Here is a 21455-nt window from a genome sequence, read left to right as displayed (position 1 = left end):
GTTTTCATTCCTTTTAAAGTCAAATTATTTTATACTAAATATTATATATAGCAGTTGGAAGGGGAAAAGTCAAGATTGCTGTTTGTGGAAGTGCATTGCGAGGCGTGTTGCTGAGAACGGAGTAACAGTAACGTCATAAAAAAGAAAACGGAAAAATATAATATTGTCATGGCTGCAAATATCCTTTACACTAAGAGAAATAAACGGATTATTATGCCAGTACAGTGGAATGAGAATATCCGCTGGACAGATATTGATCACGGAGGAAATCATGCCAGAAACAGACACATCCGAAAAAAATCCTCTTCACGTATCTGAAGTGGATGATAACCTAAAAGAATTAAGTCCTCACGGTTCCTTTGAACTGCCGGTGGAAACCTATACGGGAAACTGCGAGATCTTTCATGCACTGTATGACCACTGGCACAGTGAGATGGAGATCATGTATATTGAAAAAGGCAGCGGTTTTGCCAGACTGAACAGGGAAAGTATCCGTCTGAAAAAAGGGGACATCCTGATCGTGAACTGTGGAGTTCTCCACAGTATGAGAACCGATCTTAAGAAGCCTCTTTATTATAAGAGCGTAGTTTTCAGCTTGGGATTCCTTGCAGGTCAGCCGGGAGATATCTGCCAGGAATGTGTGGTATCACCATTAATAGAAAACAAGGCAGAATTCTGTCATCATATAGAAGAAGGAGATTCCGGCTATGAGAAGCTTCGGGAAATTTTTCAGGAGATCCATGACTGTCATACGGAGAAAGAGCCATATTTTTATGTGAAGCTGAAAATGTTGTTCTTTGATTTCTTTTATGAGATGCTGACAAAGCATTATATTATCCCGGTAAGTACAGAACAGAATAAAAGTCTTGCAGCAGTAAAGGAAGTGCTGGATCATATCAGCCTTCACTATCAGGAGAATCTTACCGTTTCAGAGCTTTCCGGACTTTCCAATTACAGTGAGTATTATTTTATGAAGCTTTTCCGCCAGTATACGGGAAAAACCCTGGTGGAATACATCAATGACTTCCGTATGGAGAAGGCGAAGTACCTTCTGACACATTCCGATGCACCTGTGACGGAGATAGCCATGCAGGTGGGATTTAATAGTACAAGCTATTTTATCAAGAAATTTCAGCAGTCCAATAAAGTTTCGCCGCATAAGTACAGGAAGAGTATGAGACAGATATGAGAAAGCTCACGCAGCAGTCGCACATGTCCCGGTTACATTTCTATGCAGAGCTGCAGTAAAAAGGGAAAAACAGTCTGACAAATATCTTGCATATCATGACAGGATTGTTATATTTTTGAAAGGAAATGCGTGATATCCTAATATCATCAAAAACAAAGCAAACAACCTTGTAAAAACATATTTCATCCCATCAAGATCCATGAAAGGAGATCAAAAAATGGAAACATTAAGCAAAGTATTTGAAGACAAATATAACAAAAATGTAAAAGATTGTACAAACGAGGAAATCTATCACGGACTTCTCTCCTGGACAAAAGAGCAGCTGAAGGGTCGCGGTTATCAGGACGGAAAAAAGAAAATTTATTATATTTCCGCAGAGTTTCTCATCGGTAAACTGCTCTCCAACAACCTGATCAATCTGGGTGTTTATGATGAAGTTTCAAAATATCTTAAAGAGAACGGTAAAGAGCTTTCCATGATCGAGGAGATCGAGCCGGAGCCATCTCTTGGAAACGGTGGACTTGGCCGACTGGCAGCCTGCTTCCTGGATTCCATCGCAACCTTAGGTCTTCCGGGTGAAGGAATCGGCCTTAATTATCACCTTGGACTTTTTAAACAGGAGTTTAAAGATCATCTTCAGTTTGAGACACCGAACCCGTGGATCGAGCCGGAGAGCTGGCTTACAGATGCAGGAATTTCCTACTATGTACCGTTTAAGGGATTTATGCTGAAATCCACACTGTATGATATTGATGTAGCAGGATATGAGAACAAAGCGATCAAGCTTCGTCTTTTTGATATTGATATTGCAGATGAGAGCATTGTAGGCGAGGGAATCTCCTTTGATAAGAAGGATCTGCTCCACAACCTGACACTGTTCCTGTATCCGGATGACAGTGATGACGCAGGAAGAAAGCTTCGTATTTATCAGCAGTATTTCATGGTAAGCAATGCAGCACAGCTGATCTTGGATGAGGCAACAGCAAAAGGCTGCAATCTTCATGACCTTGCTGATTACGCAGTGATTCAGATCAATGATACACATCCGAGTATGGTAATTCCGGAGCTGATCCGTCTTCTTACAGAGCGCGGAATCGAATTTGAGGAGGCTTGTGAGATTGTATCTCATGTGTGCGCTTATACCAACCATACCATCCTTGCAGAGGCACTTGAGAAATGGCCGATCTCCTATCTTGAGGAGGTTGTTCCGCATCTGATGCCGATCATCCGCAAACTGGACGAGCGTATCAAAGCAAAATATCCGCAGGAGAATCTTGCAATCATTGATAAGAACGACCTGGTTCACATGGCACATATGGACATTCATTACGGATTTTCCATCAACGGTGTTGCATCCCTTCATACAGATATACTGAAGGAAACAGAGCTTCATCAGTTCTATGAGATCTATCCGGATAAATTTAATAATAAGACAAATGGAATCACCTTCCGCAGATGGCTTCTTCACTGCAACCATCCGCTGACAGAGTACATCACATCCATGCTCGGTGACGGCTTCCGCAAAGATTCTTTTGAGCTTGACAAGATGCTTGACTTCAAAGGAAACCAGGATGTTCTTGCAAATATCCTGAAGATCAAACAGGATGCAAAGAAGAGATGTGCAGAGTTTATTAAAGCCAACACAGGCGAGGAAATCAATACTCACAGTGTTTATGATATCCAGATCAAACGTCTTCATGAGTACAAACGTCAGCAGCTGAATGCACTTTACATTATTGACCGTTATCTGAAGATCAAAGCAGGCGAGAAGCCGCAGCGCCCGGTAACTTTCATTTTCGGCGCAAAAGCAGCTCCTGCATACGTTATCGCAAAGGACATTATCCACCTGATCCTCTGCTTACAGGAACTTATCAACAATGATCCGGAAGTTTCTCCATATATGAAGGTTGTTATGGTGGAAAACTACAATGTAAGTGCAGCAGAGAAGCTGATTCCGGCCTGCGATATCTCCGAGCAGATTTCTCTTGCATCCAAAGAAGCCAGCGGAACCGGAAACATGAAATTTATGCTTAACGGTGCTGTGACACTTGGTACTATGGATGGTGCAAATGTGGAGATCAGCCAGCTGGTAGGTAAGGATAATATCTATATCTTCGGTGAGTCCAGTGAGCAGGTTATCAATCACTATGAGAAAGCAGATTACTGTGCAAAAGATTTCTACGACAAAGACGAGCGTATCCGCCACGCAGTAGATTTCATCATTGGAAATGAACTTCTTGCTATCGGAAGTGAGGAGCATTTAAGAAGACTGCATCACGAGATCGTAAGCAAAGACTGGTTCATGACTCTTCTTGACTTCGAGGATTATGCAAAGGTGAAAGATCAGGCACTGTGCGATTATGAGGACAGAACCGCATGGGCAGAGAAGATGCTTGTAAACATCGCAAAAGCAGGATACTTTTCTTCAGACAGAACTATCGAGGAGTACAACAGAGATATCTGGCATCTGACAGCGGAGAAATAATATCATAGCAGTCAGAATAAAAGAAACACCGACGTTCAGTTGAATTTACAGCAGAACGTCGGTGCTTTTTTGTGTCCAGAAATATTACAATGGAGAAGTTTTTATGGAATTATTTCAGGCCCTTCCGTGCTTAAACGCCATCATCATTTCCTTGGTAAGGCTGATATTATCGCCCTCATCCGGGATGTCTTCCCGATTGAACCAGGAGGCCATGGAGAGTTCATTGTGGTCTACAGTGAGGGTGTCATCGCCGTCTAGGTCACAGTAGAAGCCGAACAGGAGAGTGCCGGAAAAAGACCATGGCTGGCTCTTGTAGTAGCGGAGATTTTTGACCTTTATGCCGATCTCTTCCATAACTTCACGGTGAACGGTCTCTTCGATGGTCTCGCCAATCTCGGCAAAACCTGCGATCATGGCGTAGCGGGTGTGATTTCGGCCCTCATATTTGGAGAGGATCAGCTTGTCGCCGTTGGTAACGCCTACGATTACAGCAGGGGAAAGTACCGGATATTCTCCGTTTCCGCAGGAAGGACAGATCATTTTGCGCTCTGTCTTATCGTGTACCATTGGCTGGCCGCAGCAGCCGCAGAAACGACGCTTGCTGTACCACTGAAAGAGCTGATATCCGGTGATTCCTGCGAAAGCCAGATACTGTGGCTCTGCTGTGCGGAGAACTCTTGTGATTTCAAACTGATAACCAGGAAGGAGACTGGTGTCAAGATCCGGGATCAGATAAAAATGCTCTTCGTCAACGGAGAAGAGATAGATATAATTCTCATATAGGTTTTCAACTTTTCCTTCCAGCTCTCCAAAGCTTGGAAGAGTCATAGTCTCGCCATCTTTTTTCATAAGGATCTTTCCTTCTTCATAGGCGAGGATGTGGCTTCCTTTATCCGGGGCCACAGGCTTGTATTCGTTGTGATAGGTATGTGGTGCGATATCCTGGATCATGATCGATAATTCCTTTCCGAATTTATTGTTTTACAACGTTTGCTGAGAAGTTTTGCCATATAAAATACAGCACGCTTTCTACAGTATAAGCTTACCTTAAGAAAAAGGCAACTGTCCTTTTGGTGACCAGTAATAACAAAAAAGTTGTATGAGTCAGAAAATCAGTGTAAGATAAATGTATTATATTGTGCAGAAGATGTTAAAGGTCTGAGAAGTTTTCTGTACAGAAGGAGAAGATCATGACAACAACAGAAAAGCCGGGACTGACCCGGGATGCCATTAAATATCTGGCAATTTTTACTATGCTTTTGAACCATATCGCCAATGTATTGTTACCGGAAAACACGATACTCTGGGAAGTACTGGTTGATATCGGCTACTTCACAGCCATTACCATGTGCTATTTCCTTGTGGAAGGTTTTTACTATACACATTCCCGGAGAAAATATGGCGAGAGACTTCTGATCTTTGCAGGAATCTCCCAGGTTCCCTATATGATGGCATTTGATTTTTCACAGCTGAATATGATATTTACACTGTTTATCTGCTTCATGATCCTGGTGATACAGGATAAGATGATGGCAAGTAAGTGGAGGATTCCGCTTACACTCATTCTGCTGGTTCTGTCCGTTTATTCGGACTGGGCGATCCTGGCACCAGTTTTTACAATCTGGTTTCATGCAGCATGGGGAAACAGAAAGAAAATGGTTCAGGCTTATGGAATCGGAGCAGTGCTTTTTGCTGCGTTTAATTACGCGTCTTATGCCGAAACTTTGCCGGCTGCACAGGCATTGCTTCATGCATTGCTTTCAGCAATTGGAATCATAGTATCAGGAATTATCATTATCTGCTTCTATAATGGAAAAAAATCTGAAAAAGCACCGAAGTTTTCCAAGTGGTTTTTCTATATTTTCTATCCGGCACATCTGCTGATCTTAAGTTTGATCAAAATGTGGATCTTGTAAAAGATGCTGAAAAAATGTATCAGACAGATTGCTGAAAATAAAAAAGTATATCAGTAAAACATAGTAAGTCTGTAAGAAAATAAGAAAATTAAAGAAAAACTCTTGAAATCAAAAAAATTATCTGCTATGATAACTCCCATGACAAAGGCGTCTGGAAATTAAGTTTCCAGGCGCTTTTTGCGTTGCAGAAATAAATGAGGGAATCGAGGAGGAATGATTATGAATGCAGGAGATACTGGTTTTATGCTGATCTGTACGGCCTTTGTGTTCTTTATGACACCGGGGCTGGCATTTTTCTATGGAGGACTTGTCCGGAGAAAAAATGTTGTTAATACTATGATGGCCTGTGCTGCGATCATGGGTCTGTCTGTTGTGATGTGGACATTGTTTGGTTATTCACTTGCCTTTGGTGGAAACCACGGTGGGATTATCGGTGACTTCCGGTGGTTTGCCATGAACGGTGTCGGCTGGGAGCCGGGACCTTATGCAGATACCATTCCGCATCTGGTATTTGCAGCGTTCCAGATGATGTTTGCCATGATCACACCGGCACTGATCACAGGCGCTGTTGTTGGAAGAATGCGTTTTAAAGCACTGTTTCTTTTTGTTGCAATCTGGTCTGTGATCGTGTATTATCCTATGGCACATATGGTCTGGGGAGACGGCGGATTTCTGGCAGCTATCGGTTCAGTGGATTTTGCAGGAGGAAATGTAGTACATATCAGCTCCGGCGTCAGTGCACTTGTACTGGCCATTTATCTTAAACAGAGACGTGGCTACGCAAAAGCAACCTACCGCACCCATAATATTCCATTTGTTTTCCTGGGTGCAGCCATGCTGTGGTTTGGCTGGTTCGGATTTAACGCAGGAAGTGCACTGAAGGCAGACGGACTTGCAGCACATGCCTTTATGACCAGTAGCATTTCTTCTGCCTGCGCATTGCTGACCTGGATGCTGATTGAGGTGATCCGTGAGGGAAAACCGACACTGGTTGGTGCATCCACAGGTCTTGTTATCGGACTGGTAGCCATTACACCGGGAGCTGGATTCGTGCCGGTATGGGCATCCTTTATCATTGGAATTCTGGTAAGCCCGATCTGTTATTTTACAGTGATCCTTCTGAAACAGAAGCTGAAGATCGACGATGCGCTGGATGCTTTTGGCTGTCATGGTATAGGTGGTATCTGGGGTGGAATCGCAACCGGACTTTTCGGAAAATCTTCGATCAATTCCGCTGCAAAATGGGACGGCCTTGTATTTGGAGATTACCGTCTGTTTCTGGCACAGGTTTTAAGTATTGTGATCACCATTGCTGTTGCCATTGTGGGAACACTGATCTGTATTGGAATCGTGCGTATTTTTACACCGCTTCGTGTAGATCCGAAGGAAGAACTGGTTGGTCTGGACGCATCCCAGCATGGAGAGAATGCATATCCGTCATTCAATGGATTTGACTGATAAGAGTCCATTTCCTGTTAATGTGAATGATGGTGTTAAAGAGGAGATTATAGTATGTTGATTAAAATAGAAGCAATCGTAAGAGAAGAAAAAATGGAAGATGTCAAAGCAGCGTTAAATGACATCCAGGTAAACGGATTTACAGTAACCCAGATCATGGGCTGCGGAACACAGCGCGGCTATACAGAATATGTCCGTGGTTCTAAAATCGATGTATTTCTGAAACCGAAGATCAAGTTTGAGATCGTAGTATCATCAGAAGACTGGGAGATTAAAGTTATTGATGCCATTCAGAAAGCAGCATTCACCGGTGATCCGGGCGATGGTAAGATATTCAGCTACGAGATCCGAAATGCTGTCCGAATCCGAACCGGTGAGACCGGATATGATGCACTGCAGTCGGAGTTCCTGTAAAATAATAAAGATGTAAAAAAGATCCTTCTGGAAAAACTGAGATATTCAGATTTTCAGAAGGATTTTTTGCAGATAATTAACAATAGTCTTACTTTGATTTGATGTAAACTTCTGCAGTTACATATAAGATAGAAAGGTACACAATAGATCAGTTAGAAAGTAAAATTAAAACATACGGAAAAACTATGTCAAAAAAGAAATCAAAGAAGATCAGAAAAGAGCAGGCTCAGGAATTCAGTTCAGCAGAACCGGAACATCCTGAACTGGCGGCAGAAAAAACAGCAGCCATTGACAGCTGCATCAAAGATTCGGACTATTGCGATGGATTACTGGTCTGTGTTAGAATATGAGTTGTATTATAAAAAAAGAGACAATGCGGAAATTGAAGCGGAATTAAAAAAATATGCAGAAGAAATTGCAAATCTGGATCATAGAATGCTGGAACTACGAAATAAAATTGAAAAAATCTGAATAAACAGCGAATGTGAGATCAGAATGCCTGTTATAAAAAAGAAAACGGAGAATTCCCTAAAAAAGAAGTTCAGGAATTCTCCGTTTTGTTGTTTGAGTCATTTCAGTCGGGGCCCTGTTTATTATGGGTTATACTCTGCTCATCAGCTGCAAAGATGACATTTCTCACAGGCAGATGGTGTGGCTGCACAGCCGCCAAGAGCAGTCTCACGAAGCTCTGCAGGAAGCTTTTTTCCCACGGCGTACATGGTATCGATCATCTCATCCAGAGGGATAAACTGAGTGATACCTGCCAGTGACATTTCCGCTGCGATCAGGGCATTGGAAATACCGGCTGCGTTACGGTTCTGGCACGGATATTCCACCAGGCCTCCTACGGGATCACATACAAGTCCGAGCATGTTCATAAGAACTGTGGAAGCAGCGTAAGTGCATTGTAAGGGCGTACCGCCAAGAAGCTCTACAGCAGCGGAAGCAGCCATGGCAGAAGCAATTCCAACCTCAGCCTGGCATCCGCCGACAGCACCGGCCACAGTGGCATTGCGCATAGCAAGATAGCCGATGGCACCTGCATTAAAAAGAGCCTGGCGGATTTTTTCATCGGAAAAGCCGTAGACCTCCTGAAGAGCAAGCATCAGTCCTGGAACGATCCCGGCACTGCCGGCAGTAGGAGAGGCAACGATAAGTCCCATGGAAGCGTTAGTCTCCAGAGTTGCCATAGCGTAGGTGATACCTTTTCCAAGGACATTTCCGCACAGACTTTTTCCCTGGTCATGAAATTCGCAGAGCCTTCGGGCTTCACCGCCGATCAGTCCCCCCATAGATATCACCGGATCTTTGATGGGGGAAAAAGCAGCGTCCTTCATGATCTCCAGAACACGGTTCATGCGCTGGTTCACGATTTCAGCAGTGGTTTCACCAAGCAGGATCTCACGCTGGCGCATTACTTCGGAAATCGGAAGATTTTTTTCCCGGCAGAGAGCAAGGAGTTCCTTTGCATTTTTGAAATCCATAAAACACATCCTCCTTTTTCCTACATCTGAACAACCATGACATCATGGATGTTGGCATTCCGGTGAATGCTTTCTACGATATCTTCAGGGAGATGACCATCGGATTCTACGATCGTATACGCTGTAGTTCCCTTGGATTCTCGGAAAAGACGCATGAAAGCAATGTTAATGTTACGTTCACTTAAGCATCTGGTGATGTAGGCCACAACACCGGGGGTATCCTGATGGATCACGATGATCGCGCTGTATTCGCCTGTGAAATCCACTTTTACGTGGTTGATCTCAACAATGCGGACCTTGCCGCCACCCAGCGATTCACCGCGGACAGTCATTTCCTGTCTCTGGTCATTGACCATATGGATATCCACAGTGTTAGGATGTACATCCGTTTCTGATTCATTAGGAGTAAAGGAAAAGTCGATACCTCTGTCTCTTGCAATGTCAAAAGAATTCCGGATGCGCATATCATCAGTAGAAAAGCCCATGATCCCTCCAAGAAGGGCACGGTCAGTGCCGTGTCCCTTGTACGTTCTGGCAAAAGATCCGTAGAGGGTGAACTCCACTTTTTTCAGGGGCGGCATGATCATTTTCTGAGCAAGGAAAGCGATCCGGGCAGCTCCTGCGGTATGAGAACTGGAAGGGCCGATCATGTTCGGACCCATAACGTCAAATACACTGATAAAAGACATTTTACTTAAATCTCCTGTGGTGTTTTTGCAATAAATTTCTTATAAATAGTGTCAACGATCACGCCGATAGCATTGTCACCGGATACATTGCAGGCTGTTCCAAAGGAATCCTGTGTGATATAAAGGGCAACCATGATCGCACAGATTGCACCGTCCGGATCACCGGCTTCAGCTCCGAATACCATGTAAAGGAATGGAAGAGCAGTCATGATGGAACCGCCAGGAGCACCCGGGGAAGCAACCATGGCAACACCAAGAGTCATGATAAATGGAACAACAGTACCAAGACTGATCGGCAGCTGGTTCATAAGACAAACAGCAGTTGCGCAGGCTGTGATGGTGATCATGGAACCTGCCATATGGATGTTTGCACAGAGCGGTACTACGAAGTTGCGGATCTGCTCGCACACGCCGTCATTCTTTGCACATTCTAGGTTGACCGGGATGGTAGCTGCGGAAGACTGTGTTCCCAGAGCAGTGGTGTATCCCGGAATCTGATTTTTGATCAAAGTGAAAGGATTTTTCTTGCTTACTGTACCTGCGACCAGGAACTGGATGGTAATGCAGATCAGGTGCATGATGATAACAACAAGGAATACCTTCCAGAGGATGCTTAAGATCGCGAAGGTTTTTCCGGAGATCGTCATATCTGTAAATGTTCCGCAGATATAAAGCGGAAGCAGCGGAATGATGATCGTATGAAGAACTTTGTCAATGATCTTGGAAAAGTCGCTCATTCCGTTATAAAGGCTGTTTCCCATTTCTTTTCCACGCATGGAAGAGAGACAGAGCCCCATAACAAAGGCAAGGGCAACAGCAGAAAGAGTATCCATGACAGGCTCCAGTGTAATAGAGAAAAACGGTGTCAGGGATGAGTCGGCAGTAGCTGCGATCTGATCCAGTGCACCTTCACTCATAAAGTGAGGGAACAGATTGGATGATACCAGGTAAGAAGCAGATCCTGCGATCAGAGTGGAACCATAGGCCAGAGCCACTGTGATCAGAAGGAGCTTACCAGCACCCTGTGAAAGATCTGCAATACCCATAGTTACATAGGCAAGGATCATCAGAGGGATCACGAATTTCAAAAATGTGCTGAAAAATCCGGAAAGGGTTACAACAAAGCGACAGAAGCCTTCTGGAAGAAACTGGCCGAATAGGATACCTACGATAATGGCAATGATCAGCTTCGGCACAAGCCCGATCTTAATTTTTTTCTTTTCCATTTGGATTCTTTCCTCCTGAGTATGAAAGTATGCAGTTACTATTTAATGCAGGATATTGCCAGTGAATAGTAACATTGTGTGTCGCTGTCACACGGACAGCGAGAATTAGTAAAGTTGCACAAAAATACGATTGACGTCTTCGTGATTATATTGTAACATTGATATAATAATAAGGCAAATTCATAGATTTCATTATCATGTTGAAATAATTTCATAGAAAAAAGGTGAAAAATCATGGAAATCCGTCAGCTAGAGACATTCGTACATGTAGCACAGCTTCAGAGCTTTTCCAGGGCAGCAGAAGTCCTCGGATACTCTCAGTCAGCCATCACTGTCCAGATCCGTCTTCTTGAAAATGAACTGGAAACCCGTCTTTTTGACAGAACCGGCAAGCGTGTTGTGCTTACTTCTTCAGGAAAAGAATTCCTGGATCATGCCAACCGGATCTTATATGACATAAACAGAGCGCGAAAATCAATGAACGACGATACGGAATTGAAGAACCCGCTGCATATCGGAACCATCGAGTCACTGTGTACAGCCAAGCTTCCCTCTGTTCTTACCAAATATCGAAGACTTCATCCGAAAGTTAGTCTCCAGGTAACGATTGATACGCCAGAGCAGCTGATCAGGATGATGGAGCATAATGGACTGGATCTTATTTACATACTGGACACTCCGAGATGGGATCAGAACTGGATCAAAGTAATGGAGAAGGCAGAACCCGTGGTGTTCGTGGCATCTGCAGATTCGGACTTTGCAGGAAAAACTCTGAAACTTAACGATATCCTGGAGGAGCCTTTTTTTCTCACAGAGAGGAATGCCAATTACCGGCAGGCCCTGGATCAGCAGCTGGCACTTAAGAAGCAGGCCCTGTCACCGGTGCTGGAGATCAGCGACACTGCCTTTATCATCCGTATGCTGGAAAAAAATCACGGACTTTCCTTCCTTCCCTATCTGGCTGTGGAGCGGGATATCAGGAAAGGACGTATCGCTCTTCTTCATGTGGAAGATGTGGAGATATCCATGTACCGGCAGATCTTTTACCATAAGAATAAGTTTAAGACAAGAGAGATGGAAGAATTTATCAGACTTGCGGCAGAGTGATCTGCCGCATTTTCTGTACGGTTTTACGGGTGAGGTATATGACATGGGGAGTGAACAGTAAGTTATTGTTCACTGGCAATATTCCGCGAGGTGTTTTTGGTGAGCGAAGGTCACAGAAATTCCAGTGCTGTATCTTGTAAAGCAGATAAAAATGTGGCACTATAGATGGTATAAAAAATCAGAGGAGTGATCAACATGGATTTTACAGAAGAAGCGAAGGTACTGGGCTTTTCCGATGCAGCAGTAATGGATACAGATAATCTGGTTTTTATGCCGGAGTACCGTGTTTTCTGTGAGGAGAATGCCTGCGGTAATTATGACAAGAACCCTGCATGTCCGCCGGAGAGCGGAACTGTGGAAGAGATGAAGGCACGTGCCCTTAAATATGAAAAAACACTGGTGCTTCAGACCACCCAGGACAGCCTTATGGATTATAAGAAGGCGAAGCTTTTTCACAACAAACTTACCGAAAAGCTTTCAGAAAAAATGAAAGAAGCAGGAAAAACAGACATTCTTATCATGAGTGCAGGTCCGTACAAACATAATTCCTGTATGTCTGCCTATTGCGTAAATGCCCAGAAAATGGCAGATGCGGTAAACATGCTATGTTGGACAGATGACGGAAAGATCCGATATTTTTCCCAGATCCTTTTCCATGAATAACAGATTTTCTGAGTAAAGTACTACGGTGGTTACTGTTCACTTTTTTCACTAAAGAACTGGACATAATAAACAAATTAGAGTAAAATTTGTGTTATATGTACGTGCATAACGCATAAAAATGCTGGCTGTGAAATAAACAGTAACGATAAAAGTCCGGGGGTGGATCGGAAAAATGAAGAAAAAGATCCGGATTGAAAAAGTAAGCACCTGGAGCACGGTGATTGCTTTTTTTCTCACATTTATATTTCTGGGAATTGCTGTGTGGAGCTGGGGGGAATTCAATACCATCAAGACAGCGACAGAACAGTATATTACCTGCGAGGATGCGACCAAACAGATGCAGGAGGGGTCTGATTATCTGACGGAGCAGGTACGGCTGTATACCATGACAGGTGAGAAGCAGTACATGGATAATTATTTTAAAGAGAAGGAAACCGGTAAAAAAAGAGAAGCTTCCCTGGAGTCCATAAAAAAAGAATTTGGCGAAACAGAAATGTATTATGTGATCCAGGCGGCGTATAAGAACTCTGAAGAATTAATGAACATTGAATATAAGGCTATGCGTCTGGTAGTGGAAAACACCGGACTTTCCAGGAAGGCATGGCCGCAGGAAATTCAGGATATCAAACTGTCATATCCAGAAAGCGATCTTTCTGCTACCGGTAAGATGTGTACAGCCCAGCTGCTTGTAAGTAACAACAGTTATCAGGCTGCCAAAGAACGGATTACCAACAAATGTCAGGAATGTAAATCACTTCTTGCAGACACTACCAGAAATGTTCAGGGAAAATCTATTCGTATTTCCAAAGAAATCGTGAAGAAACTGGAAGGCTGTATGGCAGTTCTGGTTGCCTTGATCGTGATCATCAGCGTAATAATACGAAAACTGATAGTAAAGCCTCTTCTCAGCTACAACCAGAGTATTAAGAATGGTGAAATTTTTCCTGTGATCGGTGCAGCGGAATTACAGAATCTGGCAGAAACCTATAACACCATGTACAGGGATATTCAGGAGACGCAGAAACTGATCCGGCATGAAGCTGAGAATGATGCTCTGACAGAACTTCTGAACAGAAGATATTTTGACAAGATCATCAGGATATATGATGAAGGCAAGAGCTCTTTTGCCCTTCTTCTGAACCCGGAGGACGATCTTCCACCGGTTTCCCTGAGTGTGGGAGCAGCATTTGCAGACAGAGAGAATCCGGGAGAAAGTATTTTCAAAGATGCGGACAAGGCTCTCTATTATGTGAAAGAGCATGGACGGAACGGCTGCAGTTTTTACTGATAACAGGCGGGGAGAAAGGTATGGGAGAGAATGAGTTTATTAGACGGATGTGACATGGAGGAGCTTCTGAGAGAGTCCAGACTGGGATTCTGGAAGATCGAATTTGAAGAGAAAGAGGGGGTAACTCCACGTTTTTATGCGGATTCTGTTACAGATGAACTGATGGGGATTTCAGCAGATATGACTCCGGAGGAGCGTTTTCTGTTCCACAGAGCACATATTCATCAGGATGATATGGAAATGTTCCTGGAATATTCTGATAAACTTTCAGAGGAGCGTACAGAGATCGTTTACCGTTATATTCATCCGATAAGTGGCGAAATGTATGTCCGCTGCAGCGGAAAAAGAGATTTTGCGGAAAAAGACAGAGTCTGTATTATAGGATTCCATCAGGATATTTCCCGGACTGTCCGGATGGAAAAAGAAAAGATGGCAGAGAAACGGCTGGCAGAACAGAATTATACGCTGCGTAAGGAACATCTTCTTCAGAGAGATTACTATAAAGATCTTCTGGACGTGCAGAACTGTGGGCTGATGGCATATACCTTTCCGGGACATAGGCTGATACATATGAATGCAGAGGCACTGAGGATTTATGGATATACAGATATTGCAGAAGTACAGTCCAAACTGGGGCCGATCATAAGGGGAGTATATTATCCGGATCCCGGCACTATTGACAAGCTGAAAGCACTTCGGAATGTAGATGATAATGTGGAATATGAATGCATTATCAATAAAGATACAGAGAAGGAATGTCATTCAATGGCAAAAACCCAGATCTTTACAACACCGGACGGTGAACGGGCTATTGTCACCACATTTCTGGATGTATCCAGAATGGTCATGCTGAAAGATGCACTGAAACAGGCAGAAGAGGGAAACCGTGCAAAAACGGCTTTTCTTTTTAATATGTCTCATGATCTCAGAACACCTATGAATGCCATTATTGGTTTTTCAGAGCTGATGAAACGTCACTGGGATAACAGAGAACTGGCGGAGAATTATCTCTATAAGCTGAAAGAGTCCAGTAACTATCTTCTTGAGATCATCAACAATGTTCTGGAGACAGCGAGAATCGAGAGCGGAAAGGAATCGCTGCAGGAATCTGACTGCAATATCAGAAGCCTTTATGAAGATCTTAAGATTATCACAGAAGGCACCCTGGAGAAAAAACATCTGAAATTCGAAAAAAATCTGAGGATCACTCATGAGAATGTAATCGGTGACCCCCTGAAACTGAAAGAGATATTTGTAAACATATTGGGGAATGCAGTGAAGTATACTCCGGAATATGGAAAAGTTGTGATGACCATTACAGAGATCGAGCCGGAAAAAGAGGGCTGTGCAACATTTCGAACAGTGATTGGAGATTCAGGCATCGGTATGAAACAGGAATATCTGGAACATATTTTTGAACCCTTTTCCAGAGAAAAAACATCTTCGGAATCCGGTGTCATCGGAACCGGGCTTGGTCTTTCCATTGTAAAATCTCTTGTGGAAATGATGAATGGAAGGATTTCTGTTGAAAGCGAAGAAGGCAAAGGAACAAGATTTACAGTTGTTCTTTCACATCCTGTAGCCCAAATTAAGGAACAGGAAGAAGAAAAAATGCAAAATACAGAAGTTACCTGTGCAGAAGAGCTGAAAGGAAAAAGAATCCTGGTGGCAGAAGACAATGCACTGAATGCAGAGATCATTCTGACCATTCTGAAAGATTACGGCATAGAGGCAGAGCTTGCCGGTGATGGAGATATTGTCATAGATATGCTGAAGAGAAATCAGGCAGATTATTATGATATGATCCTTATGGATATCCAGATGCCACATATGGATGGATATGAGGCAACGAAGGTAATCCGCAGACTTGAAGACAGGAGGGCAGAGATTCCCATTGTGGCCATGACAGCCAATGCTTTTGAGGAAGACCGTAAAGCTGCATTTGCGGCAGGAATGAACGGTCACGTTGCGAAACCGATTGAGATATCCCGGCTTCTGGAAACTATGGCAGAACTTCTGAACTGAAAAAACTTTTGAATAAAAAGCACGCGTATATACACGCGTGCTTTTTTGCACTCTAAAGGCGAAAATTGTAAATAATATACAAAGAAATATACTGCGAATTAGATAAAAATGCGAAAAAAAGGAAAAAAGAAAAATAACATTGCATAATTAAAATGCGTGTGATATTATACACAAAACAAGATAAACACGCAATAAGCACGCATGTATAACAAAATGCACGCGATTTTGCTGTTCGAAGGAGGTTATTATGACTGGAAAGTTGAAGAGACAGCGTTTGCTTACTATGATTTTCGGGGCTTTTGCAATCTTTTTCACTGGATATCCTCATGTATGGTCTATTTACCAGCCCTATGTGATGGAGCAGGCAGGCTGGAGCCAGGGACAGGCATCCATGTGCTTTTATCTGGCACTGAGCACCTTTGTATTCGGAAATATCGTAGGCGGAAGGATGCAGAACCGCTTTAAGGAAAAGACGATTGTATGGATCGGAGGCGGGATCTTTGCGGCAGGAATCCTGGCATCCGCATTTCTGATCGTTCCCACACCGCTTCCTATGTATCTGTCCTATGGCGTGATGCAGGGATTTGGACAGGGAATGATCTACACGGTGATCCTGGCAACAGTGCAGAGATGGTTCCCGGACCGTACCGGATTTGCTTCCGGTGTTGTGGTAACTGCCAACGGACTTTGCGGATTTTTCCTGGCGCCGCTGAGTCGAAAGCTGCTGGAGGCAGAGGGCGTGCAGAAAACCTTTCTGATCATTGGGGCAGCCATCGCAGTTTCCTGGATCCTGTGCGGCATCTTTTTTCAGGCACCCGATAAGAGTCTGGTGAACGCAGGTGGCTCTGCGGCAAAGTCCGGGACACAGGATGTGAAGCAGTATACATCCGGAGAGATGATGCGTACAAGAAATTTTTATCTTCTTCTTGCGACCATGTTCTTTGGACTGATTTCTTATTTTATGGTTTCACCGGTATCCCAGACCTACCAGATCGACCTTGGGATTCCGTCTGCAGTGGCAGTAAGTGCAGTTATGCTTGGCTCCATTGTTAATGCGGGAGCAAGACTGGTGCTTCCGACACTTGCAGATAAAGCAGGCAGGATTGTCTGCATCAAAGGCGTGCTGATCGTGGCAGTGATCGCTATGGGAGTTCTTGCTGTATCAAGATCCCTGGCAGTAACGGTTGCTGTTGTGCTGATGTACGGCTGCTACGGCGGCATCATGAGAAGCTTTCCGTCTCTGACAAGCTCTATTTTCGGAATGAAACACACCGGGGAAAATTACGGATTCGTCATGTTCGGCATCGTATTTGCAACCTTTGGTGCACCGGCGATTTCTGGTCTGGTGAGCAGCAATGGCTATGAGATGAACGTGGTATTTGGAATAGGAGCTGTTTTTGCAGTGATCGCATTTGTATGCCTGACTTTGCTTGGACGGAATCTTGTGCAGGAAAGAAAACAGACGGACATATCTGAGAAAGAAAAATGTGAGCCGTCTCTGGAAAACTGAATATTTTGCACAGTTGGATGGGGCTGAAAGCTTCAGCATTGTGAGTTGCCGGAATCAGATATTTCTGATAGGATAACTGAAGGATGAGAAAATCAGATATTGTTGTTGCCTGTTTATGGAAGAGAGTGTGTGAAATACTGCAAAAATAAGGAGTTGATGCATATGATCACCTGTCAGGATATACTGGAGCTGCAGCTGGACGGAGTGGAGCTGATCGCCGGGGAAAAAGGTCTCGCAAGACCTGTCACATGGACCTATATGGTGCAGACCCGGCCTTTTGAGGAGCATATGAACCAGGGAAATTTTGCCCTGTGTGTGGTAGACTATGTCCGGTTTGACCTGGAAGAAGCAGGGAAAGCCATGGAAGAACTATATGGGCTTGGAATCTCAGGCTTTGGGATTTCTATCACCGATGACAAAGAACCCGTTCCGAAGGAGATGATCGACAAAGCTAATGAATTGAAGCTTCCGCTGTTTTACATCCGGTGGAAGGGAGCTTCTTTTGTGGATATTGCCCAGAGTGTGGGAAAGATCATCCTGGAATATGAAATGCAGAACAGGCGGATGGGAGATTATCTTTATAATCTTCTGTTTGGCTATGATGTTAATGACCGTTATATCGAAAAAATCTCCCAGCAGTTCGGGATCAACTTTACAACACCCTGCAGAGTAGGGATCATTGTGGCTGACCGGAAATACGGCATCAATCTGGAGCAGGATGAGCATATCTACGAGTATTATGCCAATTATCTGAACCAGGAAGTCATGGCAATGGAGGGAAATCCCATGTTCCTCCGGTTTCTCAACAAATTTGTCCTTCTTTTTGAGGCAAAAAAAGACAAAAGCATTGAACATGAGCTGGAGAAGGTTCTGCAGAAGATCGATGCCAGTCCGCAGTTTCACGGAACAATCCGAAGCACCTGTATCCTGGGCGGCATCTACACCAATCCGGCAGACTTCGGCACCAGCTATCAGGAGGCAAAGCGTCTGATCCCCAAAAAAGACATACTTCCAAATCCCAAGCACAAGAAAGTTTTAAGTGCAACAGCCATGGGAATTTATCAGTATCTGTTCAACAATGACAACCATGATGAGATCCTGAATTACTGCAATGAACGGCTGGGAAAGCTGGAGGAATATGATCATGCCAACGGAACGTTTCTCCTAGATACCCTGCTTGCCTATTACATGAACGGGTTCAGCATCGGAAAAACGGCGAAGGAGCTTTTTATTCACAGAAATTCCCTGCAGTACCGGCTGAATAAGATCCAGGAGCTGATAGATTTTGAGCTGGATGACTATATGGAATATCTGGATATGATAAACTGTATCCTGATCAAGCAGCTGATGTTTTCCTGAAGAACAGGTTCATATATTTACAGGACTGTGCAAAATGAACAGTTAATTTGTGCAAAATAAAAGTTGACGAAAAGCTTCTCCTGAGTATAATGAAGTCTATCAAACAACAAAGGCGTTGAAGGAAATGAAGAATTTCTTTCAGCGCCCTTTTTGTTTACAGGCGAAAACGTTCAGGTTGACCAGCTAAATATGTTTTGTGCCAGCTATGTAGAAGAGGAGGAAACAAATATGAAAAAAAATCTTTTAGGCAAAATGGTGATCACAGGTATTATTTCCGTAGCAATGTTAGCATCTACAGCAGCTTCCACATGGGCAGCAGACAAATCAGATAAGGATGTGTTAAGGGTTGGCATGGAATGTGCATATGCACCGTTCAACTGGACCCAGGATACAGATACAACCCCGGACGGAAGCAAGGCAGAACCTATTTACGGCAGTGATTATTACGCATATGGCTACGATGTGGCAGTAGCTCAGAAGCTTGCAGATCAGCTTGGAATGAAGCTGGAGATCCACAAGGTTGAATGGTCCTCCATCGGAATCTCCATGGATGCCGGCGATTATGACTGTATCATCGCAGGCATGGGAAAAACGGCAGAAAGAGAAAAATCATATGCATTTACAGAACCATATTATTACAGAGATAACTGTATCGTGGTAAAGGCAGGAGGCAAATATGACGATGTCAAAGGTCTTTCCGATCTTGCAGGAACAGGCTGCAAGGTTACCACACAGCTTGGAACCGGATGGGTACCGCTTCTGGATCAGATCGACGGTGCAGAGCAGTCCGGAAACTATGAGACAACATCAGAGTGCTTTATGGCAATCTCCAACGGAGTTGCAGATGTCTGCGTTGTAGATGTTCCTACAGCAGAATCAGCAGCACTGACAAACAAGGATCTGAAGATCATCAACCTGGATGAGAAGGACACCTTTAAAAATGATGATGAAATGGTCAATGTCTGCATCGCAACAAGAAAAGATGATACAGAGCTGAGAGATAAGCTGCAGGGTGCCATGGATGATATTGGCTGGGATGACAAGGAAAAAATGGATGAGCTTATGGATACCGTCCTGACACAGCAGCCGGCAGCAAACTAATCAAAGCGGGGTGGAGATATGTTAGGTTTTTCAATTACAGATCCGTCCAATTCCCTGGAATGGATGATCTTTCTGGCAAAAAAATATTCCGGTATGTTTCTGGAAGGAACCTGGCTGACTCTCTATATAGCTGTAGCAGGAACCATTCTTGGTTTCCTGCTGGGCTATATCATCGGTATCATCCAGGATATCCGTATCAATGAAGGCGACAGCATTCTGAAAAAAGGAATTTTTAAAATTTTAAAGGCAATCTGCAGGATCTATGTGGAGGTTTTCAGAGACACACCTATGATCGTTCAGGCGATGGTCCTGTATTATGGTATCCGTCAGGCAAATGTGAATATTACACCATTGTTTGCAGGTGTTATGGTAACGGTACTGAACACCGGAGCCTACATGGCAGAAACTGTCAGAGCCGGCATCGGTTCCATTGATATGGGGCAGAGGGAAGGCGCCTGGGCCATGGGAATGTCACCTATGAAGACCATGATCTACGTGGTACTTCCGCAGGCTTTCAAAAATATCATCCCTGAGATGGCAAATACATTTCTTACAAATCTGAAAATGACTTCCGTTCTGAATGTTATAGCAGTTCAGGAGCTGTTTATGGCAGCAAAGACTGTAGGCGGAAATTATTATAAATATTTTGAATCCTATCTTGTTATTGCAGTGATCTATTTTGTACTCTGCTTTGTATTCAACCGTCTGTTTACATTCCTTGAAAAGAAGATGAAGAAAACAGAGAACTACGCACTGGCAGTGGAATATATGGAAAATCCGTAAGGAGGGAAAAATAATGGGTGATGCAATCATATCCGTTGAGGAATTAAGTAAAGCATTTGGACAGCATGAAGTACTGCGAAAAATTGACTTCAACGTGGAGCCGGGCGAGATCATCTGTATTGTTGGTTCCTCCGGTTCCGGAAAATCCACTCTGCTTCGCTGTATCAACAAGCTGGAAACCCAGACCAGCGGAAAGATACGCTATCATGGAAAAGAGATCGGAGCAGTACAGAAGGAGATCAATGATTATAGGTCAAAGGTCGGCATGGTATTTCAGTCCTTTAATCTCTTTAACAACATGACTGTTCTTCAGAACTGTATGCTCTGTACAAGAAAAGTCCTTCATCTGTCAAAGGAAGAAGCCTTTGACAGGGCGATCACACATCTGAAGCAGGTAGGAATGGCACCGTTTATCAATGCAAATCCAACACAGCTTTCTGGTGGACAGAAGCAGAGGGTTGCCATTGCAAGATCGCTTTGCATGAATCCTGAGGTCCTGCTTTTTGATGAACCTACATCAGCACTGGACCCGGAGATGGTAGGAGAGGTTTTAAATGTTATGAAGGAGCTGGCGACCACAGGCCTTACTATGATCATTGTGACTCATGAGATGGCATTTGCCAGAGATGTTTCCACCAGGACGATTTTTATGGATCAGGGTTACATTGTGGAGGATGCACCTCCGGCGGAGCTGTTTAAAAATCCTAAAAATGCCCGTACCAGAGAATTTTTGAGCCGTTATCTGGCAGGATAGGAGG

At 43.8% G+C, this 21455-nt stretch carries 19 protein-coding genes; 15 read left to right on the top strand and 4 right to left on the bottom strand.

The features are described from left to right. The first annotated feature begins 271 nt into the window (after positions 1-271). Both HFM85_RS11500 and glgP read left to right on the top strand, forming a co-directional pair. Entirely contained in the window at positions 272-1189 is a 918-nt protein-coding gene (locus HFM85_RS11500; protein WP_119238753.1) for an AraC family transcriptional regulator, read from the top strand. A gap of 217 nt (positions 1190-1406) precedes the next feature. Then, positions 1407-3674: a glycogen/starch/alpha-glucan family phosphorylase gene (gene glgP / locus HFM85_RS11495; RefSeq protein WP_173738257.1), complete on the top strand. Its 2268-nt coding sequence runs from the start codon at positions 1407-1409 to the stop codon at positions 3672-3674. A gap of 114 nt (positions 3675-3788) precedes the next feature. On the opposite strand, the gene nudC is transcribed toward glgP, so the two are convergent. After that, complete coding sequence (gene nudC, locus HFM85_RS11490) at positions 3789-4625, bottom strand: NAD(+) diphosphatase (RefSeq protein WP_173738256.1); 837 nt, start codon at positions 4623-4625, stop codon at positions 3789-3791. 239 nt (positions 4626-4864) lie between these two features. Here nudC and HFM85_RS11485 point away from each other — a divergent pair, with 239 nt between their 5' ends. From HFM85_RS11485 to HFM85_RS11470, 4 genes are all read left to right on the top strand, one after another. Then, positions 4865-5590, top strand: a complete 726-nt coding sequence (locus tag HFM85_RS11485) for a TraX family protein (protein ID WP_243251499.1) — start codon at positions 4865-4867, stop codon at positions 5588-5590. Positions 5591-5809: 219 nt separating this feature from the next. Further along, on the top strand, positions 5810-7048 hold the full coding sequence (locus HFM85_RS11480; RefSeq protein WP_173738255.1) for an ammonium transporter: 1239 nt from the start codon (positions 5810-5812) through the stop codon (positions 7046-7048). 54 nt (positions 7049-7102) lie between these two features. Continuing rightward, entirely contained in the window at positions 7103-7462 is a 360-nt protein-coding gene (locus HFM85_RS11475) for a P-II family nitrogen regulator (protein WP_119238757.1), read from the top strand. A gap of 185 nt (positions 7463-7647) precedes the next feature. After that, on the top strand, positions 7648-7812 hold the full coding sequence (locus HFM85_RS11470; RefSeq protein WP_173738254.1) for a hypothetical protein: 165 nt from the start codon (positions 7648-7650) through the stop codon (positions 7810-7812). A gap of 264 nt (positions 7813-8076) precedes the next feature. On the opposite strand, the gene sdaAA is transcribed toward HFM85_RS11470, so the two are convergent. Genes sdaAA through HFM85_RS11455 form a run of 3 tightly spaced genes read right to left on the bottom strand, consistent with a single transcriptional unit; the run spans position 8077 to position 10861 of the window. Continuing rightward, positions 8077-8946 (bottom strand): L-serine ammonia-lyase, iron-sulfur-dependent, subunit alpha, encoded by an 870-nt coding sequence (gene sdaAA / locus HFM85_RS11465; RefSeq protein ID WP_173738253.1) that lies wholly within the window; start codon positions 8944-8946, stop codon positions 8077-8079. A 20-nt stretch (positions 8947-8966) separates the two neighbouring features. Further along, positions 8967-9635, bottom strand: coding sequence for an L-serine ammonia-lyase, iron-sulfur-dependent subunit beta (sdaAB, locus tag HFM85_RS11460; protein WP_173738252.1), 669 nt, complete (start codon positions 9633-9635; stop codon positions 8967-8969). Positions 9636-9640: 5 nt separating this feature from the next. Further along, a complete protein-coding gene (locus HFM85_RS11455; protein ID WP_173738251.1) occupies positions 9641-10861 on the bottom strand; it encodes a dicarboxylate/amino acid:cation symporter in 1221 nt (406 codons plus the stop codon). Positions 10862-11095: 234 nt separating this feature from the next. Between HFM85_RS11455 and HFM85_RS11450 the strand changes: the two genes are divergently transcribed. From HFM85_RS11450 to HFM85_RS11410, 9 genes are all read left to right on the top strand, one after another. Then, positions 11096-11968 (top strand): LysR family transcriptional regulator, encoded by an 873-nt coding sequence (locus HFM85_RS11450; RefSeq protein ID WP_119238761.1) that lies wholly within the window; start codon positions 11096-11098, stop codon positions 11966-11968. A gap of 195 nt (positions 11969-12163) precedes the next feature. Then, positions 12164-12631, top strand: coding sequence for a DUF2284 domain-containing protein (locus HFM85_RS11445; protein WP_173738250.1), 468 nt, complete (start codon positions 12164-12166; stop codon positions 12629-12631). 172 nt (positions 12632-12803) lie between these two features. After that, complete coding sequence (locus tag HFM85_RS11440) at positions 12804-13919, top strand: GGDEF domain-containing protein (RefSeq protein WP_173738249.1); 1116 nt, start codon at positions 12804-12806, stop codon at positions 13917-13919. 30 nt (positions 13920-13949) lie between these two features. Continuing rightward, a complete protein-coding gene (locus HFM85_RS11435; RefSeq protein ID WP_173738248.1) occupies positions 13950-15944 on the top strand; it encodes a hybrid sensor histidine kinase/response regulator in 1995 nt (664 codons plus the stop codon). A gap of 247 nt (positions 15945-16191) precedes the next feature. Continuing rightward, positions 16192-17454 (top strand): MFS transporter, encoded by a 1263-nt coding sequence (locus HFM85_RS11430; RefSeq protein ID WP_173738247.1) that lies wholly within the window; start codon positions 16192-16194, stop codon positions 17452-17454. A gap of 162 nt (positions 17455-17616) precedes the next feature. Next, on the top strand, positions 17617-18813 hold the full coding sequence (locus HFM85_RS11425; protein ID WP_173738246.1) for a PucR family transcriptional regulator: 1197 nt from the start codon (positions 17617-17619) through the stop codon (positions 18811-18813). A 228-nt stretch (positions 18814-19041) separates the two neighbouring features. Beyond that, a complete protein-coding gene (locus HFM85_RS11420; RefSeq protein ID WP_173738245.1) occupies positions 19042-19914 on the top strand; it encodes a transporter substrate-binding domain-containing protein in 873 nt (290 codons plus the stop codon). Between the two features lie 18 nt (positions 19915-19932). Further along, positions 19933-20697, top strand: coding sequence for an amino acid ABC transporter permease (locus HFM85_RS11415; protein ID WP_243121578.1), 765 nt, complete (start codon positions 19933-19935; stop codon positions 20695-20697). A gap of 10 nt (positions 20698-20707) precedes the next feature. Continuing rightward, positions 20708-21451 (top strand): amino acid ABC transporter ATP-binding protein, encoded by a 744-nt coding sequence (locus tag HFM85_RS11410; RefSeq protein WP_276530704.1) that lies wholly within the window; start codon positions 20708-20710, stop codon positions 21449-21451. The last annotated feature ends 4 nt before the right edge of the window (positions 21452-21455 follow it).

This window comes from Blautia schinkii, assembly GCF_013304825.1.
Taxonomy (GTDB): Bacteria; Bacillota; Clostridia; order Lachnospirales; family Lachnospiraceae; genus Blautia_A; species Blautia_A schinkii_B.
The sequence above is the reverse complement of the archived record's forward strand: the minus strand, read 5'-3'. Positions and strand labels throughout refer to the sequence as shown.

Coding starts and splice junctions, on each gene's coding strand:
- HFM85_RS11500 (WP_119238753.1), top strand. CDS start 272: ATGCCAGAAACAGACACATCCGAAAAAAATCCTCTTCACGTATCTGAA.
- glgP (WP_173738257.1), top strand. CDS start 1,407: ATGGAAACATTAAGCAAAGTATTTGAAGACAAATATAACAAAAATGTA.
- nudC (WP_173738256.1), bottom strand. CDS start 4,625: ATGATCCAGGATATCGCACCACATACCTATCACAACGAATACAAGCCT.
- HFM85_RS11485 (WP_243251499.1), top strand. CDS start 4,865: ATGACAACAACAGAAAAGCCGGGACTGACCCGGGATGCCATTAAATAT.
- HFM85_RS11480 (WP_173738255.1), top strand. CDS start 5,810: ATGAATGCAGGAGATACTGGTTTTATGCTGATCTGTACGGCCTTTGTG.
- HFM85_RS11475 (WP_119238757.1), top strand. CDS start 7,103: ATGTTGATTAAAATAGAAGCAATCGTAAGAGAAGAAAAAATGGAAGAT.
- HFM85_RS11470 (WP_173738254.1), top strand. CDS start 7,648: ATGTCAAAAAAGAAATCAAAGAAGATCAGAAAAGAGCAGGCTCAGGAA.
- sdaAA (WP_173738253.1), bottom strand. CDS start 8,946: ATGGATTTCAAAAATGCAAAGGAACTCCTTGCTCTCTGCCGGGAAAAA.
- sdaAB (WP_173738252.1), bottom strand. CDS start 9,635: ATGTCTTTTATCAGTGTATTTGACGTTATGGGTCCGAACATGATCGGC.
- HFM85_RS11455 (WP_173738251.1), bottom strand. CDS start 10,861: ATGGAAAAGAAAAAAATTAAGATCGGGCTTGTGCCGAAGCTGATCATT.
- HFM85_RS11450 (WP_119238761.1), top strand. CDS start 11,096: ATGGAAATCCGTCAGCTAGAGACATTCGTACATGTAGCACAGCTTCAG.
- HFM85_RS11445 (WP_173738250.1), top strand. CDS start 12,164: ATGGATTTTACAGAAGAAGCGAAGGTACTGGGCTTTTCCGATGCAGCA.
- HFM85_RS11440 (WP_173738249.1), top strand. CDS start 12,804: ATGAAGAAAAAGATCCGGATTGAAAAAGTAAGCACCTGGAGCACGGTG.
- HFM85_RS11435 (WP_173738248.1), top strand. CDS start 13,950: ATGAGTTTATTAGACGGATGTGACATGGAGGAGCTTCTGAGAGAGTCC.
- HFM85_RS11430 (WP_173738247.1), top strand. CDS start 16,192: ATGACTGGAAAGTTGAAGAGACAGCGTTTGCTTACTATGATTTTCGGG.
- HFM85_RS11425 (WP_173738246.1), top strand. CDS start 17,617: ATGATCACCTGTCAGGATATACTGGAGCTGCAGCTGGACGGAGTGGAG.
- HFM85_RS11420 (WP_173738245.1), top strand. CDS start 19,042: ATGAAAAAAAATCTTTTAGGCAAAATGGTGATCACAGGTATTATTTCC.
- HFM85_RS11415 (WP_243121578.1), top strand. CDS start 19,933: ATGTTAGGTTTTTCAATTACAGATCCGTCCAATTCCCTGGAATGGATG.